General features: G+C 73.7%; 14 protein-coding genes. All 14 read right to left on the reverse strand.

Features of this window, described 5'->3' with window-relative positions; all coding sequences use genetic code 11:
- Positions 1 to 309 carry a flagellar protein FlgN gene (locus AC1RNL_RS01390; RefSeq protein ID WP_128189932.1) on the reverse strand — a complete coding sequence of 103 codons (309 nt, stop codon included), beginning with the start codon at positions 307 to 309 and terminating at the stop codon, positions 1 to 3.
- Between the two features lie 158 nt (positions 310 to 467).
- Positions 468 to 755, reverse strand: a complete 288-nt coding sequence (locus AC1RNL_RS01395; RefSeq protein WP_128189931.1) for a WXG100 family type VII secretion target — start codon at positions 753 to 755, stop codon at positions 468 to 470.
- 170 nt (positions 756 to 925) lie between these two features.
- Positions 926 to 1,213, reverse strand: coding sequence for a WXG100 family type VII secretion target (locus AC1RNL_RS01400; RefSeq protein WP_128189931.1), 288 nt, complete (start codon positions 1,211 to 1,213; stop codon positions 926 to 928).
- Positions 1,214 to 1,295: 82 nt separating this feature from the next.
- Complete coding sequence (locus tag AC1RNL_RS01405; RefSeq protein ID WP_492934210.1) at positions 1,296 to 5,864, reverse strand: type VII secretion EssC family protein; 4,569 nt, start codon at positions 5,862 to 5,864, stop codon at positions 1,296 to 1,298.
- A gap of 16 nt (positions 5,865 to 5,880) precedes the next feature.
- Complete coding sequence (locus AC1RNL_RS01410) at positions 5,881 to 6,606, reverse strand: FHA domain-containing protein (RefSeq protein ID WP_246993342.1); 726 nt, start codon at positions 6,604 to 6,606, stop codon at positions 5,881 to 5,883.
- Positions 6,599 to 8,083, reverse strand: coding sequence for a serine/threonine-protein kinase (locus AC1RNL_RS01415; RefSeq protein ID WP_492934211.1), 1,485 nt, complete (start codon positions 8,081 to 8,083; stop codon positions 6,599 to 6,601). Before AC1RNL_RS01415 ends, AC1RNL_RS01410 begins: the two co-directional genes overlap by 8 nt.
- Entirely contained in the window at positions 8,080 to 9,444 is a 1,365-nt protein-coding gene (locus AC1RNL_RS01420; RefSeq protein ID WP_492934212.1) for an FHA domain-containing protein, read from the reverse strand. The genes AC1RNL_RS01415 and AC1RNL_RS01420 overlap by 4 nt, the downstream gene beginning before the upstream one ends.
- Positions 9,441 to 10,268, reverse strand: a complete 828-nt coding sequence (locus AC1RNL_RS01425; protein ID WP_246993336.1) for a PP2C family protein-serine/threonine phosphatase — start codon at positions 10,266 to 10,268, stop codon at positions 9,441 to 9,443. The genes AC1RNL_RS01420 and AC1RNL_RS01425 overlap by 4 nt, the downstream gene beginning before the upstream one ends.
- Positions 10,265 to 11,764 carry an RDD family protein gene (locus AC1RNL_RS01430; RefSeq protein ID WP_492934213.1) on the reverse strand — a complete coding sequence of 500 codons (1,500 nt, stop codon included), beginning with the start codon at positions 11,762 to 11,764 and terminating at the stop codon, positions 10,265 to 10,267. The genes AC1RNL_RS01425 and AC1RNL_RS01430 overlap by 4 nt, the downstream gene beginning before the upstream one ends.
- On the reverse strand, positions 11,761 to 14,064 hold the full coding sequence (locus AC1RNL_RS01435) for a transglutaminase TgpA family protein (protein WP_492934214.1): 2,304 nt from the start codon (positions 14,062 to 14,064) through the stop codon (positions 11,761 to 11,763). Before AC1RNL_RS01435 ends, AC1RNL_RS01430 begins: the two co-directional genes overlap by 4 nt.
- Positions 14,061 to 15,431 (reverse strand): DUF58 domain-containing protein, encoded by a 1,371-nt coding sequence (locus AC1RNL_RS01440; protein ID WP_492934215.1) that lies wholly within the window; start codon positions 15,429 to 15,431, stop codon positions 14,061 to 14,063. Before AC1RNL_RS01440 ends, AC1RNL_RS01435 begins: the two co-directional genes overlap by 4 nt.
- Positions 15,428 to 16,408 (reverse strand): AAA family ATPase, encoded by a 981-nt coding sequence (locus AC1RNL_RS01445; protein WP_225792695.1) that lies wholly within the window; start codon positions 16,406 to 16,408, stop codon positions 15,428 to 15,430. Before AC1RNL_RS01445 ends, AC1RNL_RS01440 begins: the two co-directional genes overlap by 4 nt.
- 16 nt (positions 16,409 to 16,424) lie before the next feature.
- Positions 16,425 to 22,535: an Ig-like domain-containing protein gene (locus AC1RNL_RS01450; RefSeq protein ID WP_492934216.1), complete on the reverse strand. Its 6,111-nt coding sequence runs from the start codon at positions 22,533 to 22,535 to the stop codon at positions 16,425 to 16,427.
- Between the two features lie 118 nt (positions 22,536 to 22,653).
- Positions 22,654 to 24,177, reverse strand: a complete 1,524-nt coding sequence (locus AC1RNL_RS01455) for a hypothetical protein (RefSeq protein WP_492934217.1) — start codon at positions 24,175 to 24,177, stop codon at positions 22,654 to 22,656.
- Positions 24,178 to 24,276: the final 99 nt, after the last annotated feature.

The following is a 24,276-nucleotide window of genomic DNA, read 5'->3' on the forward strand; positions in this document are numbered from 1 at the left end:
TCAGGCCGCGGCGTCGGAGGACTCGAGCTTCAGCGCGGCCTCCTGGTCGAACTCGGCGAAGCCCTCGAGCACGCCCTGGACGTGGTCGCGCACCTTGGTCATGTCGCGGGCGAGGTCGACCCGCTTGTCGTTCCAGCGGCTCTCGAAGTCGCCGGCCCGGTCGCGGAGGTCGCCGCGCCCGAACGGGCGCCCGATCGCGGCCTCGAGCTCGCTCGACCGGTCGCCGGCGCTCTCGAGCTCGGTGATGATCTCGTCGAGCTGCATGCGCAGAGCGAGCAGCTCATCGAACGTGATGAGCACGTCGTGCATGATCTCCCCTTGCTCGGCGCGGCAGTCGCGCCCTCCGTCATCCCCAACCTATGCGGGGCCGCCGCGCCCGGCGATGGGGAGGACTCCCCACCCGGTGCGCGCCGCTCCGCGCCGCGTGGAGGGGGCCGACGTCGCCGGCCCCCTCAGCGAGCATCGGCTCAGCTGCCGGCCATCTGCTCGTCGAGCGACTGGATCGCCTGCATCATGCCGCGCAGGGCCTCGCCCATGTCGGAGATGCCCTCGATCGCCTGCTCGAGGCCGGTCGTCAGCTCCTCGTAGCCCTCGCCGAACTTGCCCGACGCGTGCTGCGTCTTGAAGTCCTCGCCCAGCAGGGTGTCGACCTGGCTCTTCAGGTCCTTCAGGACACCCGAGATGTCCTCCTTGCCGGTGTCGAGCTTGCCCGCCACCGACTCCATCTCGGCATAGGAAGCACCGAAATCGCTCATGGCCGTCTCCTCTTCGGATCGTGTTCCGGGGCCCGACCGGGCCACCTGAGGAAGACTCTACGATTCGCGCGCTGGGAGCGCGATGGGGAGAGGTGCCCACCCGGATCGCCCTGCCCGGACCACGCGGAAGGGGCCCGGCATCGCTGCCGGGCCCCTCGATGCCGCTGCGGTCAGCTGCCGGCCATCTGCTCGTCGAGCGACTGGATCGCCTGCATCATGCCGCGCAGGGCCTCGCCCATGTCGGAGATGCCCTCGATCGCCTGCTCGAGGCCGGTCGTCAGCTCCTCGTAGCCCTCGCCGAACTTGCCCGACGCGTGCTGCGTCTTGAAGTCCTCACCCAGCAGGGTGTCGACCTGGCTCTTCAGGTCCTTCAGGACACCCGAGATGTCCTCCTTGCCGGTGTCGAGCTTGCCCGCCACCGACTCCATCTCCGCATAGGAGGCGCCGAAATCGCTCATGGGTCCGATCCCTTCATCGTTGCCGATCCATGGCCCAGCCGGACCATCCGAGACCCCACGCTACGGAGGGGCCGCTCCCCCATCAATGGGGAGGACTCCCCATGCCCGCGGGCTCGGGCTGCGCCTGCGGGGCGAGCGCGGCGCCCTCCGGCACGAGCGGCAGCTGCACCGTGACCGCGCGGCCCTGCTGCACGAAGATGCCGCGGCCCTCGGGGAAGTCGCCGCGCTTGACCTTCGGGAAGGGCACCTTGAAGACCGAGTCGCCGTCGTAGGCGTCGGGCTTCAGCACGATGCCCTTCCGGCCGGCCTTGAAGTCGCCGATGAAGCCGTACCCGCCCGTCACCTGCGTGATGTCGGCATCGCCGATCAGCAGGTGGTCGCTGCGGTTCACGGCCTGGAAGAGCGCCTTGAGCGCGCGCTCGGCGTCCGAGTCGGCGAACTGCGGCACGTTCTCGACCACGATCATGATGCGGCCGGGGATCGACTCGTCGCCGACGATCTCGGCGAGCTCGGTCGCGAGCTCCTTCGCGGCATCCGGCTTCGTGACGCTGCGCACCCACGGCCGGAACCCCTCGAGCGCCGACCGGCGCCCCGCGAAGTGGAACAGCCGCACGTCGGGGTCGAACCGCTCCATCGCCACGACCAGCGCGCGCATCGCGTTCGTCTTGCCCGATCCGGGCGGTCCCGCGACGATGAACGTGCCGACCGGGTCGAAGTCGCGTGGCGCGAGCGTGTCCTCGGCGACGCCGAGCACCGGCAGGTCGTCGACGCGGTCGGGCAGCTGCTCGAGCGAGAGCCGCGTGGGCAGCGCCCCGATCTCCTCGACGTCGGGCGCGCCCTGCTCGCGCAGCGCCTGCGCCAGCTGCCCCATGAGCTTCGTCTGCTCGGCCACGTTCGGCGTGCCGCCGAGCGTCGCGACCTGCATCTCGAGGCCGTCGACGATCGCGCGCCCCGGCGCCGACCGGTCGTCGAGCACGTCCTTCGGGGCGCCGACGAGCATGTAGCCCGACTCGTCCGAGAGGCGCAGCACGACGCGGCGCGAGATGTTCGAGCTCACCGCCGTCGGCACCGCGCCGGAGCGGTCGGCGGTGACGACCGCGTGGATGCCGAGCGGCCTGCCCTCGCCGAGGATGCGCATGAACACCTGGTAGAACGGCGACCTGGCGCTCGTGATCTCCCAGTCGGCCTTGAACTGCGGGAAGTTGTCGAGCAGCAGGAAGATGCGGCTCGTCGACGGGTCGACGAGCTCGCGGTACTCGGTCAGGCTCGCGGCGCTCGCGGCGGCGAAGGCCTTCCCTCGGCGGTCGAGCTCGCGGCCGAGCGAGCGCAGCAGCCGCTGCACGCGCTCCGCGTCGTCGCCGGCGATGATCGATCCGACGTGCGGCAGCACCTCGAGCGACTTGAGCGCGCCGGAGGCGAAGTCGAGGCCGTACACCTCGGCGCGGCTCAGCTCCGGCCGGATCCCGGCGGCGATGCCGATCGTCTTCAGCAGCGTCGACTTGCCCGAGCCGGAGGTGCCGTAGACGAGCAGCGAGCCGTCGCGGTCGGGGTGGAAGTGCACCGCGTCCTGCCGCTGGCGCTCGGGGATGTCGGCCTTGCCGAGCACGATGCGGCCGTCGCCGCCCTGGGGCAGGTCGCGCAGGTCGACCGTCGTCTCCAGGTCGTCGAGCCACGGGCGGCGGGGCGCCGGGATGCCGGCGAGCCGGGTCGCCTCGATGAGGGTGCGCACCATGCGCTTCTGGTCGTTGGGGCCGAGGTCCTCGTCGTGCGAGTCCGACTCGGGCGCGGCTTCCGGCTCCCAGCGCTGCACCGAGCCGAACCGCAGCTCGGCGACCTTCACGTCGGCAGGCTTCGCCTCGTCGGGGCGCGTCCAGCCACCCGCGTAGGCGGACTGGAACGGCACGAGCCGGCCCGGCCCCGTCTTCGCGATGCCGCGACCGGGGATGGACGGCGGGAACGACGCGGCGACGGGGTCGTCGACGACGTCCTTGGAGTCGGACTCGTCGGCCATGCGCAGCGCCACCCGCAGGTTGGTGTTCGCGCGCAGGTTGTCCTTGATGACGCCGGCGGGCCGCTGCGTGGCCATGATGAGGTGGATGCCGAGCGAGCGGCCGCGCTGCGCGATGTCGACGACGCCGTCGACGAACTCGGGGACCTCGCCAGCGAGCGCCGCGAACTCGTCGATGACGAGCACGAGCGCCGGCGGCGTCTCCGGATCCTGCCGCTTCTCGAGCTCGAGCAGGTCCTTCGCCTTCTTGCGGTTGAAGAGGTGCTCGCGGTGGTGCAGCTCGGCGCGCAGGCTCGTGAGCGCGCGGCGCACGAGGTTCGGGCTCAGGTCGGTGACGAGCCCGACGCAGTGCGGCAGCTCGACGCAGTCGGCGAACGCGGAGCCGCCCTTGTAGTCGACGAACAGGAACGTGACGCGGTCGGGGCTGTGCGCCGCCGCCATGCCGAGCACCCAGGCCTGCAGGAACTCCGACTTGCCGGCGCCCGTCGTGCCGCCGACGAGCGCGTGGGGTCCCTGCGTGCGCAGGTCGAGCGTCATCGCGTCCGTCGCGCCCTGGCCCATGATGGCCCGCAGCGTGCCGGCCTTCTTCAGCCGCGGCTTCTGCGCGCCCGAGCGGTCGAGGATCGTGCTGCCCTGCCGCCACCGGTCGACGACCGCGCTCGGGTCCTCGGCGAGCTCCGGCCCGACGAGCGAGAGCAGCATGACGGAGTCGGGGATGTCGGAGGAGTCGTCGATGACGATGCTCGCATCGACGACGGGCGCGAGGCGCTTGGCGAGCATCTGCATGTAGTCGTTCGAGACGCCCTCGACGGTGACGCCCTCGTAGTCGACGCCCGAGCGCACCGTGCCGACGCGCGCGGCGCCGAGGCCCGCGGAGACGTCGACGAACGAGCGGCAGACGGCCGGCAGCGACTCCACCGTCGGCGCGACGAACACGCCGTAGACGCCGACCGCCGAGCCGCGCTCGAGGATCTGCGTGAGGCGCGGCCGGTCGACCGGCGCGTCGTTCGTGACGACCAGCACCACCGAGGTCTGGATGCTCGTGACGGTGTCCTTCGCGGCGCGCTCGACGTCGGAGCCGTACCGCATCGGGTCCCACTCCTCGTCGAACGGCGTCTTGCGGTCGGGCGCGGCCTGCTTCGAGCGGCCGAGCACGAGCTCCTCGAGCGCGTTGAGCAGCGCGGCGCCGGCCGTGGCGGAGTCGGCGAGCGGCATCTCCTTGAAGGGGCTCGTCTCGCTCGTGGTGTGCGGCAGCCACTTCATCCACTCGAGCTCGCCCGTCCACTCCGCGTCGCAGATCGCCACGGTCACGACCTCGTTGGGGGCGTGCAGGCCGTACAGCTGCACGGCCAGGCCCCGCAGCGCATCCGCCGCGAGCGACTTCGGGCCCGCCACGCCGATCGAGCCGACGGCCGAGAACGACTCGACGATCGGCACGTCGTCGACGTAGCGGTAGCGCTCGCGCAGGCGCTCGACGCGCTCGATGTACTCGGGCAGGCCGTCCTGCGACTCCTCGTCCTTGATGGAGTTGCGCGACTCGGCGCGGCAGGTGCCGAGCCGCACCGACAGGAAGTTCCAGTGCTCGGGGCGCCTGGTCCAGAGCATGGGGCCGAGCCGCATCGCGTGCTCGAAGACCTCGGCGACCGGCGGCACCTCGAGGCCGCGCAGGCGCTCCTCGACGGGCTTCTCGCGGTAGAGGGTCTCCTCGAGCTCCTCGTAGCGGGTCTCGAACAGCTGCGTCTCGAGCTTGCGCTTCTGCCCGTTCTGGGTGCGCATGTTGATGAAGTTGCCGAGCAGCATGAGCGGCGTCATGAGCGCGATGATGATCGACCGCGGGTTGTTCGTCATCGCGAACAGCGCGCCGGCGAGCAGGATGGGCGTCACGAGCATCGGCCACGGGAAGAGCCGCTGCACCATCTCCTTCGGCAGCCGCGGGCCCTTGTACGCGGTGCCCGGGTAGCGCGCCTCGACGCGCGGGCTGCGGTTGAACATGAGCGCGCCGCCGCGCTCGAGCACGGGGTCGGGGCCGGATGCGTCGAAGGCGCCCACGAGCGAGACGGTCAGGTCGGAGTCGCCGATGGTGAAGACCGCCCCCGGCACGACCCGCAGGCGGGAGACGAGGCCGCCGTCGACGAGCACGCCGTTCGCCGAGTTGAGGTCGACGACCTCGATGTGCGCGCCCACCTCGATGCGGGCGTGCCGCTTCGAGACGAGCGGGTCGGCGAGCACGATGTCGTTCGCGGCGTCGCGGCCGATCGTCGCGTGCCCGCGGGCGAGCTGGAACTCCTGCCCCGCGAGCGGGCCGCGGACGACGCGCAGCACCGCGACCGCCTCGAGCGCGGTGCCTGCGCGGCCGCCGCGCTGCGCCCCGGCGGCGCCGAGGTTGACGACCTGCGTGTGGAAGCCGCTGCCGATCGGCGCCTCGGCGATGAGGGCGTCGGGCTGCAGCTGCACGAGCGCCTGCTCGGTGGGCGGGGCGACGGCGAGCGTGAGCGTGTCGGCATCGGAGCACGGGATCGAGCGCGCCGGGTCGGCGAGCGCGATCTGCCGCGCCACGTCCTCCACCGTCGCCGTCGAGTCGGCGGTGATGACGACGTCGGTCGCCTCGGTCGACGGGCGGTGGAGAGTCAGCTTGACCTTCATGCAGGCATCCTCACGGTCAGTCCTGGTCGTCGGCGTCGCGCAGCGCCGGGTCGTCGAGCAGGTCGAGGTCGGCGCGGGTGACGAGCTGCGACGAGACGGCGTACTCGACGAGCCGGGCGCGACGGTTGCTCGCGAGCTTCCCGACACCGCCGCGCAGGCCCTGCACGCCCATCCGGTCGAGCTTGTCGCAGACGTTGTCGAGCTTGCGGTTGAAGCGGCTCATCGTCCATCCGAGCCGCTCGGCGGCGGCGCCGCTCGAGGGCAGCTCGCTCACGCCGACCCCGTCGCGGCGCAGCATCGGCTCGGCGAGCGCGACGATGAGCAGCTTCTGCAGCTGCGTCAGGCCCACCGGCATGACCGTGGTCTCGCCCGACGAGCGGCGGCGGTGCTCGGTCGACATCGCGAACGAGGCGTCGTCGCAGTGCAGCCCCAGCTCGTAGGTCGTCGGGCCCGCGGTGAAGACGATCGAGCACTCGGAGAACACGATCGGCAGCCGCGCGCCGGGCGAGAGCCACGACTGCACGGCACCGCCCGCGCTCGAGACGGTCGCCGACAGGCGCGAGCCGACGTTCGACAGCCACCACAGCCCGTCGCGGTGGCGCAGCTCGAGGAACGCGCGGTGCAGGTACTGGTTGTCGTCGACGGTGAGGTCGCCCTCGCGGCCGATCACGAACGGCTTCGCCGGGTCGAGCGTGCACCACTCGCCGGCGAACTCGATCTGCAGCACGGGCGCCTCAGCCATCGACGCACCCCGTCGCGTCGTTCGAGGCGCGCCCGTCGGCGCGCACGAGCCGCACGAGCACGCAGGTCTCGCCATCAGGATCGCGCTGCACGGCCACCTCCGGGGTGTTGACGATCGCGGTCACCGGGTCGGCGTCGCTCGGCTCGGTGCGGTACTGGAACGTGTCGCCCTCCTGCGGCTGGGCGTTGACCCAGCGGAACACGACGGTCTCGCCGTCGACCTCGCCGACGACGTTGATCGGCTGCGGCGGCCGCTGCGCGGGCGCCGGCGCGGCGACCGTCGCGGAGGGGTTCCCCGACGGCGGCGGCTCGTCGCCGGCCGCGAGCGCCATCCACACGATGCCGCCGCCGACGAGCACGACGAGCGCGGCGCCGACGATCGCCGCCGCCGTGCGGCGCGGGTCGCGCGCCGCCGGGGCCGGGGCGTCCTGCGCGACCGGCGCGGACGCATCCGCCACCGCCTGCCCGGGGCGCGGGCGGCGGATCGTCGCGTCGGGGGCGACGAGCGCGCTCGGCGCGGGCTCGCCCGCGTGCGGGTCGATCGAGACGACGCCGCGGATGCGCGTCGCGCCGCCGTCCTCCTCGTCGACCTCGTCGGCGTCGAGCGAGTCGTCGAGCACGTCGAGCGGCGTCACCGGCAGCGCCATCTCGGCCTCGACCTGCTGCAGCGCGCGCCCGAAGGCGACCGCCGACGCGTAGCGGCGCGACGGGTCGGGGTCCATCGCCGACGCGAGCACCGCCTCGAGGCGCGGGGGCACGTCGTGACGGGCGAGCGGCGAGATCTCGCCGCGCTGGATGCGGTCGATGAGGTCGACGCTCGTGTTGCTGCCGCCGGGCAGCTCGAAGGGCGTGCGGCCCGCGAGCAGCGTCGAGAGCGTGGCGGCGAGCGAGAAGACGTCGGATGCGGGGCTCGACCGGGGCGGATCCTGGAAGGCCTCGGGCGGCGACCACGGGATCGACATGCCGCTCGTGTCGTCGGCGCCGCCGGCGCTCGTCGCGATGCCGAAGTCGGTGAGCGCGGGGCGGTTGTAGGCGGTCACGAGGATGTTCGCGGGCTTGATGTCGCGGTGCAGGATGCCCGCCCGGTGCGCGGTCTCGACGGCGCCGGCGATCTGCACGCCGAGCGAGAGCACCTCGGGCAACGCGAACCGGTCGCGCCGGTAGCGCACGCCGAGGTTGGGCTTCGGGCAGTACTCCATCGCGAGGTAGGGCCGGCCGTCGGGAGCGACGGCAGCGCCGTAGATCGTCACGATCGACGGGTGCGTCGACAGCTGCGCCATGACGTTCGCCTCGTGGCGGAAGTTCTCGATCAGCTCGCGGTTGACGGCGTCGGGCAGCAGCACCTTCACGGCCACGCGGCGGGAGGGCAGCAGCTGCTGGTAGAGGAAGACGTCGGCGAAGCCGCCGGAGCCCAGCAGCGAGACGTAGTCGTAGCCGGGCAGCTCGGGCGGGGCCGAGGGCGCGCGCTTCGGGCTCATCGGGTCGTCCCGTCGGGGGCCGCGTCGCCGACCGGCTCGATCGTGAGCACGACCCCGTCGCCGAGGTCGAGGCGGTCGCCGAGCTGCAGGATGGTCGACGCCTCCGGCCGCAGCCGCTGCGGCGCCGAGCCCTCGCGCAGCAGCAGCGTGCCGTTCGTCGAGCTGAGGTCGACGGCGACGATGTTCCAGTCCTCGATGCGCAGCTCGAGGTGGCTGCGCGAGACGTCCTCCCCCGGGCTGTCGACGGTCACGAGGCGCGGCACGCGGCCGTCCTCGACCCGGCGGGAGCGCGGGCGGCGGCCGACGACCACGCCGCGGCCGAGCGGCACGCGCTCGCCGGAGGGCAGCACGGCGACCGCGACCTCGGGGCGGCGGCGCTGCGCGGCGGAGCTCTCGTCGACGCGCGCGCCGCACTGGGCGCAGTGCGCCGTGCCGGGCGCGTTGACGTGGCCGCGCGGGCACAGGGTCGAGAGCACGAGCGGTCCGGTGGCGGGCGCCGGCTCGCGAGCGCCGCCCTCGGCCCGTTCGGCCTGCAGCCGGCGCGCCTGCTCGGCGGTGATCGTCATGCCGTCGTGGTCGCCGGCGGCCGCGGGCGGGAGCACCGGCTCGGGCGCGGATGCGGCGGCGGGTGTCGAGGGCTCGGCCGCGCGTGCGGGCGGTGAGGGCTCGGGGATCGCCCGCACGTCGACCGCGGGCCGGATGAAGCCCGGCACGGAGTCGATGAGGCCGCCGATCGGGTTGCCCGTGTCGGCGGGGACGTCGGCCGCTGCGCGATCCTCGTCCGGCGCGGGCGGCGTCGGCGCGGGGGCGGGGGCCGGCGCGGTGGCGGGGGCCGGCGTCGGCGCGGGAGCCGGCGCGGGCATGGGCGCCGTCTGCCCGAACGCACCCGCCGCCGGCGCGGGCGCGGGCTCCGGCGCGGCGTCCGCCGCCGGCAGCGCGGGCTCGGGCTCGACCACCGGCGCGACGCGCACGGCGGCGACGCGGACGACGCCGCCGTCGAACGGGAGCGTCGCGGCGTCGAGCGCCGCGAGGCCGCCCGCGGCCACCGCCTCGTCGGGCCGCAGCGCATCCGCCGCCCACTCGGCGCCGAACCGGTCGGGCAGCGCGGCGTCGGCGGTCGTCGCCGGCACGCCGAGCCGGCGCAGCAGCGTGCGCTCGCCCGGCAGGTCGACGAGACCCAGGAGCGCGGCGGGCTCGACGTCGAGCACCGCGCGGAGGTCGTCCACCGACTCGACCGCGGCCGCGGCGTCGTGCAGCGCCCGCGCCCGCACGGGCGGCAGGTCGCGCTCGCAGACCAGCACCACGCGGCCGGCCGCGACGCACCAGGCCTCGCCGGGCGCGTACTCGATGCGTGCGCTCATCGCAGCGCCTCCCTCGGGATCGTGTCGTCGACCGACTGCGCGTGCGTGTCGTGCAGGTCGCCGTCGGCGAGGGCGACGGCGTCGACGTCGACGACCACCACCGAGACGTTGTCGGGCGCGCCGGCGTCGAGGGCGCGGCGCAGCAGCAGCGCCGCGGCGGCGGCGGGCGAGGCGACGTCGCCGAGGATCTCGGCGATCTCGTCGTCCTCGACCTCGCCGGTGAGCCCGTCCGAGCAGACGAGCAGGCGCTGCCCGCGCTCGGCGGGGCGCAGCCACACGTCTGCGGCCTGGCGCTCGCCGGGCCCGAGGGCGCGCGTGATGACGTTGCGGTGCGGGTGGCTGCGGGCCTCGGCGCGGCGGAGGGCGCCTGCCTCGACGAGCTCCTGCACGACGGAGTGGTCGACCGTCACCTGCTGCAGCGCGCCCTGCTCGAAGAGGTAGGTGCGCGAGTCGCCGATGTTGAGCACGAGCCAGTGGGCGACGCCGTCGACGTCGACGAGCACCGAGCCCGTGAGCGTCGTGCCGCCGATCGGCTCGTCGAGCGCGCGCGTGCGCACGTCGTCGAAGGCGCGCTCCACGGCCTCCTCGACGCACGCGACGTCGGCGAGCGTGCGGCCCTTGAGGCTGCGGAACGCCTCGACCGCGAGCGCGCTCGCGACGTCGCCGGAGGCGTGGCCGCCCATGCCGTCGGCGACGAGGAAGACCGGGAAGGAGGCGAAGACCGAGTCCTCGTTGACGGTGCGGCGCGCGCCGGGGTGGGTGGCGCCCGCCCAGCGCAGCGCGATCGACGGGTGGCTGAAGCGGAACTCGCCGACGGCGCTCACGCGACCCCCTCCACCGTCACGGTGCGGTCGCCGAACCGCACGACGTCGCCGGGCACGAGCGCGAACGGCGCACCCGGCGCGAGCGGGTGCTCGACACCGCCGCGCACGACGCTCGAGCCGTTCGTCGACGCGCGGTCGACCGCCGCGAGCGGCGCCGCGGTGATGAGCAGGTGGGTCTTCGAGATCGAGCGCGTGTCGTCGGCGATCGGCAGCAGGTGCTCGACGACCTCGCCGGCGGCCGGCGCGGGGTTGCGCCCGATGAGCGCGGCGCCCGTGATGGCGAACCGGTCGCCGCTGTCGAACGCGAGCGTCGCGACGGCCGCGCGGGTCGACGCCCGCGCGCGCGTGGCGTCGAGGTCGTCGTCGGCCTCGACGACCTCCACGCGGCGCACGGTGCGGTCGTCGATGCCCTCGTCCGAGCCGTCGTCGAAGCCGCCGTCGAGATCCGGCTCGATGATCGTGTGCTCGTCGATCGGGCCCGACGGCGCGGGGGCGGGGTGCGTCGGCGAGGCGACCGGACGGCTCGCGGCCGGGGCCGGGCGGCCGCCGGGCACGCTGTCGACGATGCCGCCGAGGCCCTCGCCGGCGCCGGGCGATGGCGAGGAGGGTGCGATGGGGCGCGCGGCGCCGCTCAGCTCGCCCGGCCGGTACCCGCCGAGGCGGGCCCCGCCCGCCGGCATGCCCGGCACGGTGTGGCTGGGCGCGGGCTCCGCCGGCTGCGCGCCGATGCCGACGGCGTCGCCGCCCGGCTGCTGGGGGCGCGCGACGCCCACGACGCCCGAGCTCGTGCGGGCGCCCGGGCGGTAGGCCTGCGCGAGCCGGTCGGCGGGGGTCGCGAGCGACGGCAGCTGCGACTTGGCCGCCTCCGGCTCGGCGGCGATCGTCTTCCGCGCGATGCGCATCTTCTTGTCGTGGTACGGGTCCAGCCCGTCGCGGACATCCACGAACCAGGTGCGGCCGACCTTGTCGAGCCAGCCCCGACCGCGCTTCTCGCTGTCGAGCAGCGGCGAGGCGAGGAAGAGCGCGGTGCCGAGCACGGGCAGCGCGCTGCTCGCCCACAGCACGAGCGCGCGCAGCAGCGCCCTGCCGACCCCGGGCCGCTGCAGCGTCGCCACGTTGACGCTGCGGATGCCGACGAACGCCTTGCCGAGGGTCACGCCCCTGCGGCCGTGCAGCACGATCTGGACGATGGAGAAGGCGGTGGCGAGGACGGCCGAGACGACGGTCGCGACCACCATCCACACGAAGTCCGGGTGCGACACGAGCCCGTAGGGCTGCAGCGAGCCCGTGACGACCTTCAGCACCGTCGGCAGCGCGACGATCCAGAACGGCAGGTGCACGAGCGCGAAGACGGCGAGCTCGATGGCCGAGGCGAGCGCGCGGCGCCCGAAGGGAGCGGGGCGCAGCCCGAGCGCGGCGGCGTACTCGGGGTCGGGCCGGCCCGACTCGTCGAGCCCCTCGACGACCGTCCTGCCCTCGTCGATCTCCCAGATCATCGTCGCCTCCGCTCCTGCCTGCGCCTCGCGAACGACCGCAGCGAGAGCGTGCTCAGCAGGCGTCGCCGCGGCGTCGCCTCCGAGCGCATGCCCTTGACGCTGCGCTCCACGTCTGCCCAGAACGCATCCACGTCATCCCGGGCCGGCTCGCCCGGTCCGAAGACGCCCTCGTCGACGAAGTCGCCGATGGCCGTCGCCCTCGACCGAGGGTAGCGATCCTCCACCACCCCGGCGACCTCGCGGCGGGTGACGCCGGCGGGGATGGGCAGGCCCAGGTCGACCGCGTGGTCGACGACCTCGTGCCAGCCGCCCGAGAGGCGGTCGCTCTCGCGCTCGGCGCGGAAGCGCCGCTTCCTCCGCGCGGCCTTCAGCGCGCCGACGACGAGGAAGGGCAGCAGGAGCAGCAGGAGCAGCAGCAGCACGCCGCCCGCGATCCAGAGCCAGATCCCCCACGAGGCGTCCTCGACCTCCTCGTCGTCCTCCTGGCCCTCGTCGGCGACCGTGTCGGGCGAGAGCTCGGCCGGCTCCTCCGGCGGCTGCGGCGGCTGCAGCACCTGCGGCTTGGGCTGCGGCTGCGGCTCGGGCTCCGGCTGGATGCTGTCGTTGTCCTCGGGCGGCGTGGGGTCGAACCGCACCCAGCCGTAGCCCTCGAACGGGATCTCGACCCACGCGTGCATGTCGCCGCCGGTGAGCTCGACCGGCTCGTCGCCGCCCGTGAAGCCGTCGTCCGGGTAGAGGCCCATCACGACGCGCGAGGGCACGTTGATGCGCGAGAGCGCGAGCGCGAACGCGGTCGCGTACTGCTCGTCGTCGCCGAGCAGCACCTCCTGGTCGAACATCGACTGGATGCGGGATGCGCCGTGGCCGGCGAGCGAGGGGAAGTCGCCCTCGAGGCCGTGGCTGAAGGCGCCGCTCGTCATCAGCCGCTGCATCTCGAGGATGTTCTCGAACTGGTTCTGGCCGGTCGCGCCGCGCTCGTTGACCCATGCCTGCAGCAGGTCGGGCACGACCGCGGGCTCCGGCACGTCGACGCTCGTGATCGCGACGCCCTCGAGCTCGTCGATGTCGGGCTGCTCGGGCACGATCGCCTCGAGCGTGTAGGCGTCGCCGGCGGCGAGCCCGTCGAGCGCGATCGCGGTGCCGGTCTGGCCGTTGTAGTGCAGCGAGCCCTGCAGCTCGCCGGCGCGCGGTCCGTCGAAGCGCAGCGACTGCGTGTAGCCGACGCCCGGCACCCAGATGCCCGAGTACGCCTGCAGGTCGACCCGCACCTCGACCGGGTCGCCCGACTGCTGCACGAGCACCTCGTCGCCGATGCGCGCGAACGAGCCGGAGCCGCTGGTCTGCTGCGCGCCGGCGACGGCGAAGACGGTGCCGTCGTAGTAGTCGAACGTGGCGATGCGCAGCCGCCCGTCCTCGGGCATGCCGCGGACGGTGAGCAGCGCCTCCTCGTCGAAGTTCTTGTGCCAGTCGCGGAAGCCGGCGAGCGGGCTCGGGTGCTCGGCGAGCTCGATGGGCGGCTCGACGACGTCGCGCAGCACGGCGCGGCTCTGCGGCTGGATCGGGATGCTCACGAGCGCAGCGACCGCCATGGCGGCGGCGATCATCGCGATCGCGCCGCGCGACCGCTGCCGGCGCGCGCGCACCCGGTGGCGCGTGTCGTTCGTGACCTCGACCTCGTCGTTGAGCCCGGTGCGCCACGACGCCCGGCGCCAGGCCCACCAGGCGACGACGACGCCCGCCACGACCACGCCGAGCGCGATCGGCCAGAAGGCGATCTTGGTGCCGAAGGCGATGCCGACGACGAGCGCGAGGAGCCCCGGGAGCATCGCGAGGGGCGCGCCCCGGCGCAGCCGCAGGGCGAGCACCGTCGCGAGCGTCGCGCACACGAGCATCGTGAGGAACGGCACCACGAGGAGGCTCGGGAAGCCCTCGGCGGGCGGCTCGGCGGTCAGCAGGCCCTTCCACGAGTAGACGACGCCGAGCAGCAGCTCGCGCCACGCCTCGAGCGTCGGGAGCACGCCGAACAGGGTGCTGCGCGGCACCGCGAGCGCGGGCCCCAGCACGATGAGCGCCAGCACGACGCCCGCGGCGGTCATGAGCCAGCTGCGCAGCGGCCGCAGGCTCGTCGCGACGCCCACGGCGATGCCGGCCAGCGCGCCGCCGATGCCGGCGACGAGGTATGCGTGGCCGCCGAAGACCGGCCCGAACGAGAGCGTCGCCGCGACCATCACGATCAGGACGGCGCCGCAGTCGATCGCCGCCTGCGCCGGCGTGCGCGGCAGGAGCTGGTCGCGGCTCACTGGAGCGCCACCCCCCGCATCACGCGCGGCAGGTCGCTGACCGAGCCGATGGTCGCGAGCGCGACGTCGCCGATGGGCCGGAGCTTGGGGCTCGCGCCCCGCACGACGGTGAAGACGATGACGCGCGCCTGCGTCGGCAGCAGCGTGCGCGCGCGGCGCACGAGCATGGGGTCGACGTTCGCGCCGGCGTGCAGCATGACGACGGATGCCCCGGCGTGCTGCCGCGCGATGGTCGCGGCGAGGTCGAGGAAGCGGTCGTGGCGCGGCGACCACTCGACGCCCGAGAGCGCGTCGAGCAGCCGCTTGCCGGTCGTCGCCGGCAGCGTGCGGCGCGAGGTCTGCACCACGACATCCATCTCGTCGCGCACCGCCTGCAGGCCGAGCGAGCCGAGGATCGAGATGGCGGTCTCGAACTCCTGCGGGTCGGCGTAGTCGTCGGGGCTCGTCGAGAGCCCGAGCGCGAGCACGCTCCGCCGGGTCTGCTCGAACTGGCGCACCATGAGCTGGCCGGTGCGGGCGGAGGACTTCCAGTGGATGTAGCGGCGGTCGTCGCCGGCGACGTAGTCGCGCAGCGCGTGGAACGCGATGTCGCTGCTCGTGAGGTCGCGGGTGGTGATGCCCTCGAGGTCGCGGATGAGGCCGGGCGCGGTCTCGTCGAGCTGCACCGTCTTCGGGTGGACGAAGAGCTCGACCGGATCGGTCCACTTCACCTGCCGTCGCAGCAGCCCCACGGGGTCGCCGCGCACCGAGCGCACGGGGCCGACCTGCAGGATCGTGCGGCGGCTCGTCGGGATCGCGAAGACGTCCTCGTGCACGTCGCCCGGCTGCATGCGCGGCAGGTGGAACGAGGCGAGCGCCTTCCCGACGGGCACCTCGATCGTCGCGGGCAGCAGCGGCTTCGTCGAGGCGGCGTGGATCTCGATCCGGCCGAGCGCCCGCTCGCCGACGACGACGCGCGTGTAGGCGAGGTCGAGCTCGATGCGGTACCGGTTGCGCCCGACGATGAAGCCGATGCCGCCGACGAGCAGCAGCGCCCCGGCGATGCCGATGACGATGAGCTCCTTCCAGCCGAGCCCGATGCCCGCGACGAGCGCGACGGCCGTGCCGACGAGCACCGCCCAGCCGAAGCCGGTGATCGGCTCGAGCACTGGCCACACCCGCGCGCGCAGCCTGCGCACCGCCTGCCGCCACCACGCCGAGACGACCGACTCGTCCCCGACGACCGCGTCGAGCGCGCGCTGCAGCGGCGTGCGGTCGCGCAGCGCTGCGCGGCGCAGCCGCGTGGTGCCGGATGCGCCGGTGTCGGCGACGCCGGCGGTGTCAGGTGGGGGCGCGGTCGACGTCGCCCGCTCGGGCGCCGTCGTCATGCAGCGTGCTGCCGGTCCTGCGGCGCGGCGACGTCGGCGATCGCCCGGTCGATGATGCGGTCGCCGGTGACGCCCGAGAACTCGGCCTCGGGGTCGATGACGATGCGGTGCGCCCACACCGACTGCGCGAGCTCCTTGACGTCGTCGGGCAGCACGAACGCGCGGCCCTTCGACGCGGCCCACACCTTGACCGCGCGCATGAGCGCCATCGCGCCGCGCACCGAGACGCCCAGGCGCGTGTCCTTCGACTCGCGGGTGTGCTCCGAGAGCTGCGCGACGTAGTCGAGCACGGCGTGGTCGACGTGCACCGTCGAGGCGAGGTCGATCATCTCGGCGATCGCACCGGTGGTGATCACGGGCTGCACGCCGGCGGATGCGTTGCGGTTCGAGGCGCCGGCGAGGATGCGGACCGTCTGCTCGCGGCCGGGGTAGCCGATCGACGTCTTCATGAGGAAGCGGTCGAGCTGCGCCTCGGGCAGGCGGTAGGTGCCGGCCTGCTCGATCGGGTTCTGCGTCGCGATGACCATGAACGGGCGGCCGACCGAGTAGGGCGTGCCGTCGACGGTCACGCGGCCCTCCTCCATCACCTCGAGCAGCGCCGACTGCGTCTTCGGGCTCGCGCGGTTGATCTCGTCGGCGAGCACGATCGAGGCGAAGATCGGGCCCTTGTGGAACTCGAACTCGCCGGTCTTCTGGTCGTAGACGGTGACGCCGGTGACGTCGGAGGGCAGCAGGTCGGGCGTGAACTGGATGCGGTGGTTCGTGCCCTGCACGGTCGCCGCCATCGACTTCGCCAGCTGCGTCTTGCCCGTGCCGGGCGCGTCCTCGAGCAGCAGGTGGCCCTCGGCGAGCATCGCGGTGAATGCGAGCCGGATGACGTCGTCCTTGCCGAGCACGACGCCGCCGACGGTGTCGACGAGTCGGGTGAACGTCTCGGCGAACCACGCCGCCTGCTCTCGGGTCATCGGTGCGCTCATGCTTCTCTCCTGACGATCACGGCCACCGCACTCGGGGCGTGCTGAGGTTGACGTTGTCGGGGCCGCCGCTGATCTGCATCCAGGCGTCACCGGCGAAGCCGGAGTAGCACATCTTGTCGCCGTTCGCGCGGTTCTGCGTCGAGCCGCTCAGCGATCCGACGCTGACGGTGCCGCTCTGGAACTGGGCACCGCCGTTGGATGCAGTGTTGTGACAGCTGAACTGGTAGTTGCCGGGCCGGAGATCCTGCCAGTTGAGCTGGTAGTAGCGACACGGCTCACCATTCGCTCCCGCGCACGGGTTGGATCCACCCGCGTGGGCGATGTCGCCCTTCGACAGCGTCACCCGGGGATTGAGGCGCACCTCGGCGGTCGCCTGCGCGGTCGCGGTGGTCGTCTGCGCGCCGTGCCCGGTCGGGTCGGCGCCGGTCGAGGACTCGACGGTGATCCGCACGGTCTGCCCGCCCCGGGCGCCGACGGTGATGGAGTCGCTGTTGCGCACCGACTGCCAGCTGCCGTTGTCGATGCGGATGCGCGTGGTGATGTTCCGGCCGTTCCGCGCGGGAGCGCTCCACTGGAAGGTCACCTGCTCGACCTGCCCGCTGCCGCTCGCCGACGGGCTGCCGATCGCGCCGTAGGGCCGCGCGACGTTGCCGGCGGCCGTCCAGCCGCTCGAGTACTCGACGCCGTCGACGATCGCGTAGGCGCGCACCTCGAAGGTGTAGGGACCGCCGTTGTTGTCCATGCCGGTGTAGGTGCCGCCGGGGCCGAACGACTGGGCGCCCGCGCCGCCCCCGCGCACCTCGAAGCGGATCTCGTTCGAGCGCAGGCCGTTCGGGTCACCCGGCGTCCAGTTGACGACCGAGTCGCCGTTGCCGTCGGTCGCGCTCACGCCGCTCGGCGCGTCGGGCGCCGTGTAGGTGCGCACGGGGGCGGATGCCGCCGATGGCTGGCTCGTGCCGGCGTCGTTGGTCGCCGTGACGGTGAACGAGATGCTCTCGTCGGCCGCCGGGAACCGGAAGTTCGCCGAGGTGCCCGTGACCTGCACGGGAGCCGCGCCGTTCGACGGCGTGACCGTGTACGTCTCGATCGTCGCGCCGTTGGGGTTCGGCGCCTGCCACGTCACCTGGATCTGCACCTCGCCCGGGATCGACCGGTCGGGGCTCGCCGACACCTGCTGCACCTGGGTGGGCGGGCCCGCGGGCGTGACCGGCTGGGAGTACGCCGAGAAGTCGCTCGGCTCGGGCGCGAGGTTCACCGCCTGGATGCGGAAGCTGTATGCCGTGCCGTTCGCGAGCCCCGTCCAGGTGAAGCTCGTGCCCGCCGCCTGCTGCTGCACGACCCCGCCCGGCGCCGGCGGCGAGATCTCGACGACGTAGTGCTGGATCGGCGAGCCGCCGTTCGCCGGCGGCGTCCAGGTCAGGCCCACCTGCGTGTCTCCGCGCTCGACCACCGGAGGTGCGGGCTGCTCGGGACGCCGGTCGGGGCGCGCCTCATTCGAAGCCGGGGAGGGGTCGGAGTCGCCGACCTCGTTCTGCGCGATCACCTGGAACGTGTACGTGATGTTGTTCTGCAGCCCGGTGACGGTGCAGGTCGTGGACGAGCACGGGAAGCTGACCGCGCCGTCGGTCGACTCCACGACGTAGCCGGTGATGGGCGCGCCGTTCGACGGCGGCGCGGCCCAGGTGAGCGTCACCTGCCGGTCGCCGACCGCGTCGACGTTCGGCCTCGGGGGCGCGTCCGGGCGCGCCTTGACGTTGAGCGTGAGGGTGCCGGTCACCTGCCGCTCGACGCGCTCGGTCGCATCCTGGACCGTGTAGCGCACGGTCAGCACGCCCGAGAAGTCGGCCGCGGGCGTGACGGTGACCGTCCTCCCGTCGGTCGAGGGCTCTCCCTGGCCGGCGACCAGCTCGGCAGAGAGGATCTCGAGCGGCACGCCCTCGTCGCGGTAGGGATTGAAGTCGTCCTGCAGCACGTCGACGGTGATGGGCTGGCCAGCCGTCGCCTCGCCGGTGTCGGGCCGCGCGATCGCCATCGGCCTCGTCGTCGCGACGACCTCGACGACCACGGTGCCGGGCGCCTCGTTGCCGAGCGGGTCGATCGCCACGATCTGGAACGAGCCGGTGGTGCCGGGCGCGGTCGTGCGGTCGGCGGAGGCGGTGAAGACCGAGCCCTCGAGCGAGTGCTGCACGCCGGGCATCGAGCCGCCGCGCAGCTCGAAGCGCATCGCCTCCATGTCGCCGACGTCGGGGTCGGTGGTGGCGTCGAGCAGGTCGAACGTCGCGGCGCGCTCGCCCGCCTCGGGGCGCACGACCGCGCCCGCGAAGCTCGGCGGGATCGCGCTCGACGGGGTCACGTCGATCGGGATCGTCAGCATCGCCGTGTTGCCGTCGGGGTCGTCGGGCCCGTCGCCGTCGGTCACCTCGAAGGTGATGGATGCGGGGCCCACGTAGCCCTGCGGGGACTGGAAGCGCAGCGTGTCGTTGTCGACGATGAGCGAGCCCTCGGCGTTGACGGCCGTGACCGTGTCGCCGGAGGTGATGCGCGGAGCCCCGCCGCTCGGCACGGTCACCTCGTCGCGCAGCTCGATGGTGAGCGGGAGCCCCGACCCGATCTGCAGCGGCTGCGTCGATGCGAGGTACGGCGCCCGGTCGCGCACCGGCGGCACGGCCACGAAGGCCTCCGCCGCGAGCCCGTCGATGTCGGTGACGCGGTAGGTCACGACCTGGAACTCCTCCGAGGGCACGACCTGCACCATGTCGCCGACCACGCGGCCCGCGCCCGTGACGATCGACAGCTCGAGGTCGCTCGGGTCGCCGTCGGGATCGAGGTCGTTCTCGAGCACGGGCACGTCGAAGGCCTGGTCGAGCTCGACCTGGTCGCGCGGCAGCGGGTCGTCGCGCGCGGCCGGCGGCTGCAGCGGCGCGTCCTCGGCGACCGTCAGGAGCACCGTGCCGGTCGTGCTCGCGCCCCGCGCATCCACCACCCCGTAGGTGAACTGGTAGTCGCCCGGTGCCGAGGGCGACCGCAGGTCGACGGTGCTGCGCTCGGTGTTGACCTCGGCGTCGGGCAGCTCGGAGGGCAGCTCGAGCCCGTCGACCTGCAGCGTCAGCGCGTCCTGGTCTGGGTCGGAGTCGTTCTCGAGCACCGGGACGGCGATCGCGCGATCGGGGCGCACGGTGATGAGGTCGGTCTGCGCGAACGGCGTCTGGTTCACGTCGGCGGCCTGCGCGATGCCGATGATCGCGGTCGCCGTGCCTTCGGCGCCCCACCGGTCGCGCACGCGGTAGGTGAACTCGACGGTGCCGGCGCTGCCGGGGAACGCCTCGAAGTCGAAGTAGTCGGGCCCGACCTCGGGCAGCACGCGACCGCCGTCGGGGCCGGTGTCGTAGCCCACGAGCTCGACGCCGTCGCCGTCGGGGTCGATGCCGTCGAGCGGGATGGGGATGCGCACGGTCGCGCCGGCGAGCACGCGGGAGGTGACCGTCTCGGGCGCGGGCGGCGCGTTCTGCTCGGCCTCGCGCGGCACGATCGTCACCGCGACCGTCGCCGAGTCGCGGTTGCCGAGCTCGTCGAGGATCTCGTAGGTGACGGTCGCGCGCGTCGGCCCGCCCTCGAGCGCGTGCACGCGCAGCTTGCCCTCGGAGATGAAGGCGACGCCCTCCTCCTCCGAGGCGAAGCTCGTGTCGATCACCTGCGGGTTGATCTCGAACGGCGTGCCGTCGGGCGAGAAGTCGTTGCCGAGCACGTCGACCGTCGCGTAGTCGCCTGCGCGCACGGTCGCCGCGTCGTCGACGGCCTTCGGCGCGCGCGGCTGCTCGGGCGGCGCGACCGGGATCACCTCGACCGTGCCGGTCTCGGAGTAGCGGCCGTTCGAGACGGTGTAGGTGAACTGGAAGGGGCTCTCGAGGCCGCGGTTGTCGACGATGCTGACGATGCGGCGATCGCGCAGCTCGACCGTGACCGGCGCCGCGTTCTCGATCGTGAACTGCTGCACGACCAGCACGCCGCCGGCCGGGTCGACGTCGTTCGCGAGCAGGTCGACGACGGCGCTGCCCTGCTGCGGCACGAGCGCGATGTCGCGCACCGCGACCGGTCGCGCCTCGTCGTCGGGCGTCCGGATGTCGACGCGTACGCGCCCGATGCTCGACAGCGGGCCGTCGGCGATCATGTAGGTGAAGTAGTGGGTGCCGACCGCGCCGCCGGTGATCCGCACCGTGCCGGTCGACGCATCCCAGGTCATCTCGAGCCCCTCGGCGGGCTCGACCGACGCGAGGCGCAGCGGCCGCCCCGAGGGCGAGAAGTCGTTCAGCATCGGGCGCACCGTGGCCTCGCGGCCCTCGATGGTCGTGATGAAGTCGGCGTTCGCGAGCGGGTTCGCGTCGCCGCGCTCGCGCACGTCGACGGTGACCTCGGCCGTCGTGTCGGTGCGGCCGTCGGAGACCGTGATCTCGACCTCCTGGATGCCGACGTCGCCGGTGGCCGTGTAGATGAGGCGGCCCGACGGGTCGGTCTGGATCGTGTCGCCCGAGGCGGAGGTGGCGCCCTGCAGGTAGAGGTCGTCGCCGTCGGGGTCGAGCCAGTCGCTGAGCGCCTGGTACTCGTACTCGCCGCCCTGCTCGACGGCGAACGCCTGCGCGCGCAGCTGCTCGGGCGCGCCGTTCTCGCTCTGGGCGCGCACCTGCACGGCCACGGTCGCCTCGTCGGTCTCGCCGCGGCCGTCGTCGATCTCGTACGAGAAGCTGAAGCCGCCGCCGGCGTAGTCGGCCGGCAGCTCGAGCTGCAGCCGCGAGTCGTTGGCGACCGGGGCGACGCTCACGCCCTCGGGGAGGGGACCCGCGACCGCGGCCGTGAGCACATCGCCGTCGGCGTCGACGTCGTTCCACAGCACCGGCAGGATCGTCGAGCGGCCCGGCCGCGCGCCGAACCGGTCGTCGTTCGCGACCGGCGCGGTGTTCTCCTCGTTGACGGGCGGAGGCTGGTTCGTCAGGAGGTCCTCGGTCGACTCGTCCTCCTCCTCCTCGGACTGCTCCTCCGACTCGGGCGGCACGAGGTCGTCCCAGTTGTCGACCATGATGAGCGTGTCGGCGAGGATCCACGAGGCGCCCTGCACGAACTGGTTGAGCACGACCGCGTCGCGGTTGACGCGGAAGACGGTGGGCGAGCCGTCCATCCCCTCGACCTGCACGCGGTGGTCGCGCGCGTCGTCCTGGCAGTCGCGCACGAAGTCGGCCGCGGCGGGCCAGACGCCGTAGACGCAGCCGTCGAGCTGCACGGGGCGCACGGCGTCGCCGCCGTCCGGGTGCTCCTCGACCTCGGGCTCGCCGCCGCCGAGCGGCTGGCGGATGAGCTGGGTCGGGGTCGACAGGACCACGCGGTCGGACGCGTCGCCGACGAGCTGCACCGCGGCGCCCTCGGGCACCTCGACGGCGCGGCCGGGCAGCAGCAGCGCGCCCGTGCTCGCGTCGAGCACGACCGGCTCGGCGCCGACGGCGGTGACCACGGGGTCGGCCATCTCGCGCAGCTCGCCCCGCTCGCGGAAGCGCGGCTCGTCGAGCACGCCGTCCTCGAGCGGCACGGCGACCTGCTGCGCGCCGCCGGGCGAGACGGCGTGCACGGTGCCGTCGAGCCCCACGGCGACGGCGGCACCCTCGCCGAGCTCGGCGATCGGGTCGGTGCTCTCGGCAGAGAAGCCGCCCAGCTCGTCGAAGGGCATCGCCCAGAGGAAGCCGTCGGCGGGGTCGAGGATCGCGACGATGCCGCCGCCCATCGCGATCTCGCCCTGCGGCGGCAGCTGCACGCTCGTGCCCGTGGCGACCTGCAGCGGGTCGACGACGAGGGCGGCGGATGCCTCCTGGTTGTGGAGCAGGACCCGGTCGCCGTCCTGCAGCACGTCGAAGGTCGCCGTCGGCGACGTCAGGCCCGCGTCGAGCTCCTCGGCCTGGATGTTGATGCGGCCGAGCTCCTGCGTGCTCGTGCGCGTGACCCAGACGCCGCCGTCGTTGAGGTCGACGTCGGTGGTCGTGAAGCCGTCGTACGTGAAGGCGAGGATCCCGAGCGCGACGGAGACGGCGGTGACGAGACCGCCCGCTGCCGCAGACCTGCGGTGGTGCTTCACCCACCGGAGCAAGACCGGCTCCCCCACCTATGAGAAACGCTGACCGAAACCTGAGGGCACGCTTGCACAGCGTGACCGCGGCCATTGTGTCAGATGAGGGAGCCTCGAGTCTGGGCGGTGTGTCGCGCGCTCAAGCCCGAGCGCGCTCGTACGCCGCGAGGCGCTCGGCGTTCTCGGCGTTGAAGTCGTCCATCGCCTGGCGGTTCCACTCGCGGGCGCGGCGGCCGCGGCGGGAGACGATCCCGCCGACCCACACCGGCACCTCGCGCGCGATAACGAACGCGAGCACCGACAGGGGCGCCAGGATCAGCTGGCCCAGCTCCTCCGCGTCGATGCCCGGGAGCGCCGTGTAGCTCTCCCAGCCGCCCTCCGCCTCCATGTAGGCGCCGCCGATGTGCGCGGCGTAGACGAGGAGCGCGACGAGGAAGGCGCCCAGCACGTGCGCCCACCAGCCCGCGCGGTTCACCACGAGCGTGACCAGCCAGTAGGCGAGGAAGAAGACGATGACCGGCAGGAGGAACGAGGGACGCAGCCACACGGTCTCGAGCGTCTCGGCCGCGTCGAAGCCGCGGTCGAAGAGGTAGCCGACCGCGAAGAACGCGGCGGCGAACACGAGCGCGAAGATCGCCGTGGCGAGGAGCGCGACCGCGAAGCCGACGCCGCGGGCGCCCTTGCGGCGCGGCGGCACGGGCTCCTCGACGAGCACGATGGGCGTGCCGCCCGAGGCGGCGCGCGCCGTCTCCTCGTCGACCGCGATCGCCGATGCCGGCACCTGGTCGCGCACGATGCCGAAGCGCTGCGTGCGCTCGTCGGCGCCCGGCTGCTGCTCGAGCACGCGGGTGTCGCCGTCGGCGTCGTGCGTGTCGATCGCACGGGTGGCCTGGTCGTCGCGGTGCTGCGCGTCCATCGCCTGCGTCGGCTCCGGCTCGACGAAGTCGCGGTCGGAGCGGCCGTCGCGGGAAGCGGCGGCGGCGCCTGCGGCTCCGGCGGCGGCGACGCCGCCCGCGGCGAGCGCGCCGGCGTGGCCGCGGTCGGCGTCGGGCGTGGGGTCGCCGTCGGGCGTGCCGTCGCCGTCGACGTCACCGGCAGCGCCGGCGTCCGTGCCGGCGGCGTGGCGGCGCAGGCCGAAGGACGGGCGGCGCGGCTCGACGAGCGGCGGCGGGCCGTCGCCCGCGTCGCGCGACGCGTCGTCGCCGTCGGCGGCTGCGGCACGCGGGCCCTCGGGCTCGTGCGGGGCGAGCTCGGGCTGCTGCTCGAGCGAGCTGGCCGCCGCGTCGCCGTGCGCCTCGTGGGCGTCGGTGCGGGCCATGTCGTCGGGCGCCGCGGCCGAGTGCGACGGGCCGCGCAGCGTCGAGGGCGCGATCACGGTCGGTTCGATGGGGCTGTCGCCCCGGTCGTCGGCGGCCGCGGTGTCGAGCGGCGCGGTGTCGGTGCCCGGCTCGTGCTCCACGAGCGGCTGGTGCTCGTCGTGCTCGGAGACTGACGTGGCCGCGACCTCCGCGTCGTCGGGCGCGTCCTCGGCCGAGTGGTGCACCTCGGGTTCGCTCGTCGAGGGCTCGACGGCCTCAGCGCCGGTGTCGCCGGTGGTGGGCTCCTTGGCCGATGCGCTGCCGAAGAACCGATCGCGCCACGAGGTGGGCTGCTCGTCGCTCATGGTGAAACCTCCTGAGGCGGCTCGGTGCCGCGCCGTCGGCCGATTGTAGGCACGGCGCGCCGGGCGTCCCCCGCGCCGCACCGCGCGCATCCGTTTTGC

This window comes from Agrococcus sp. GW821-FHT14H11 (assembly GCF_058803545.1).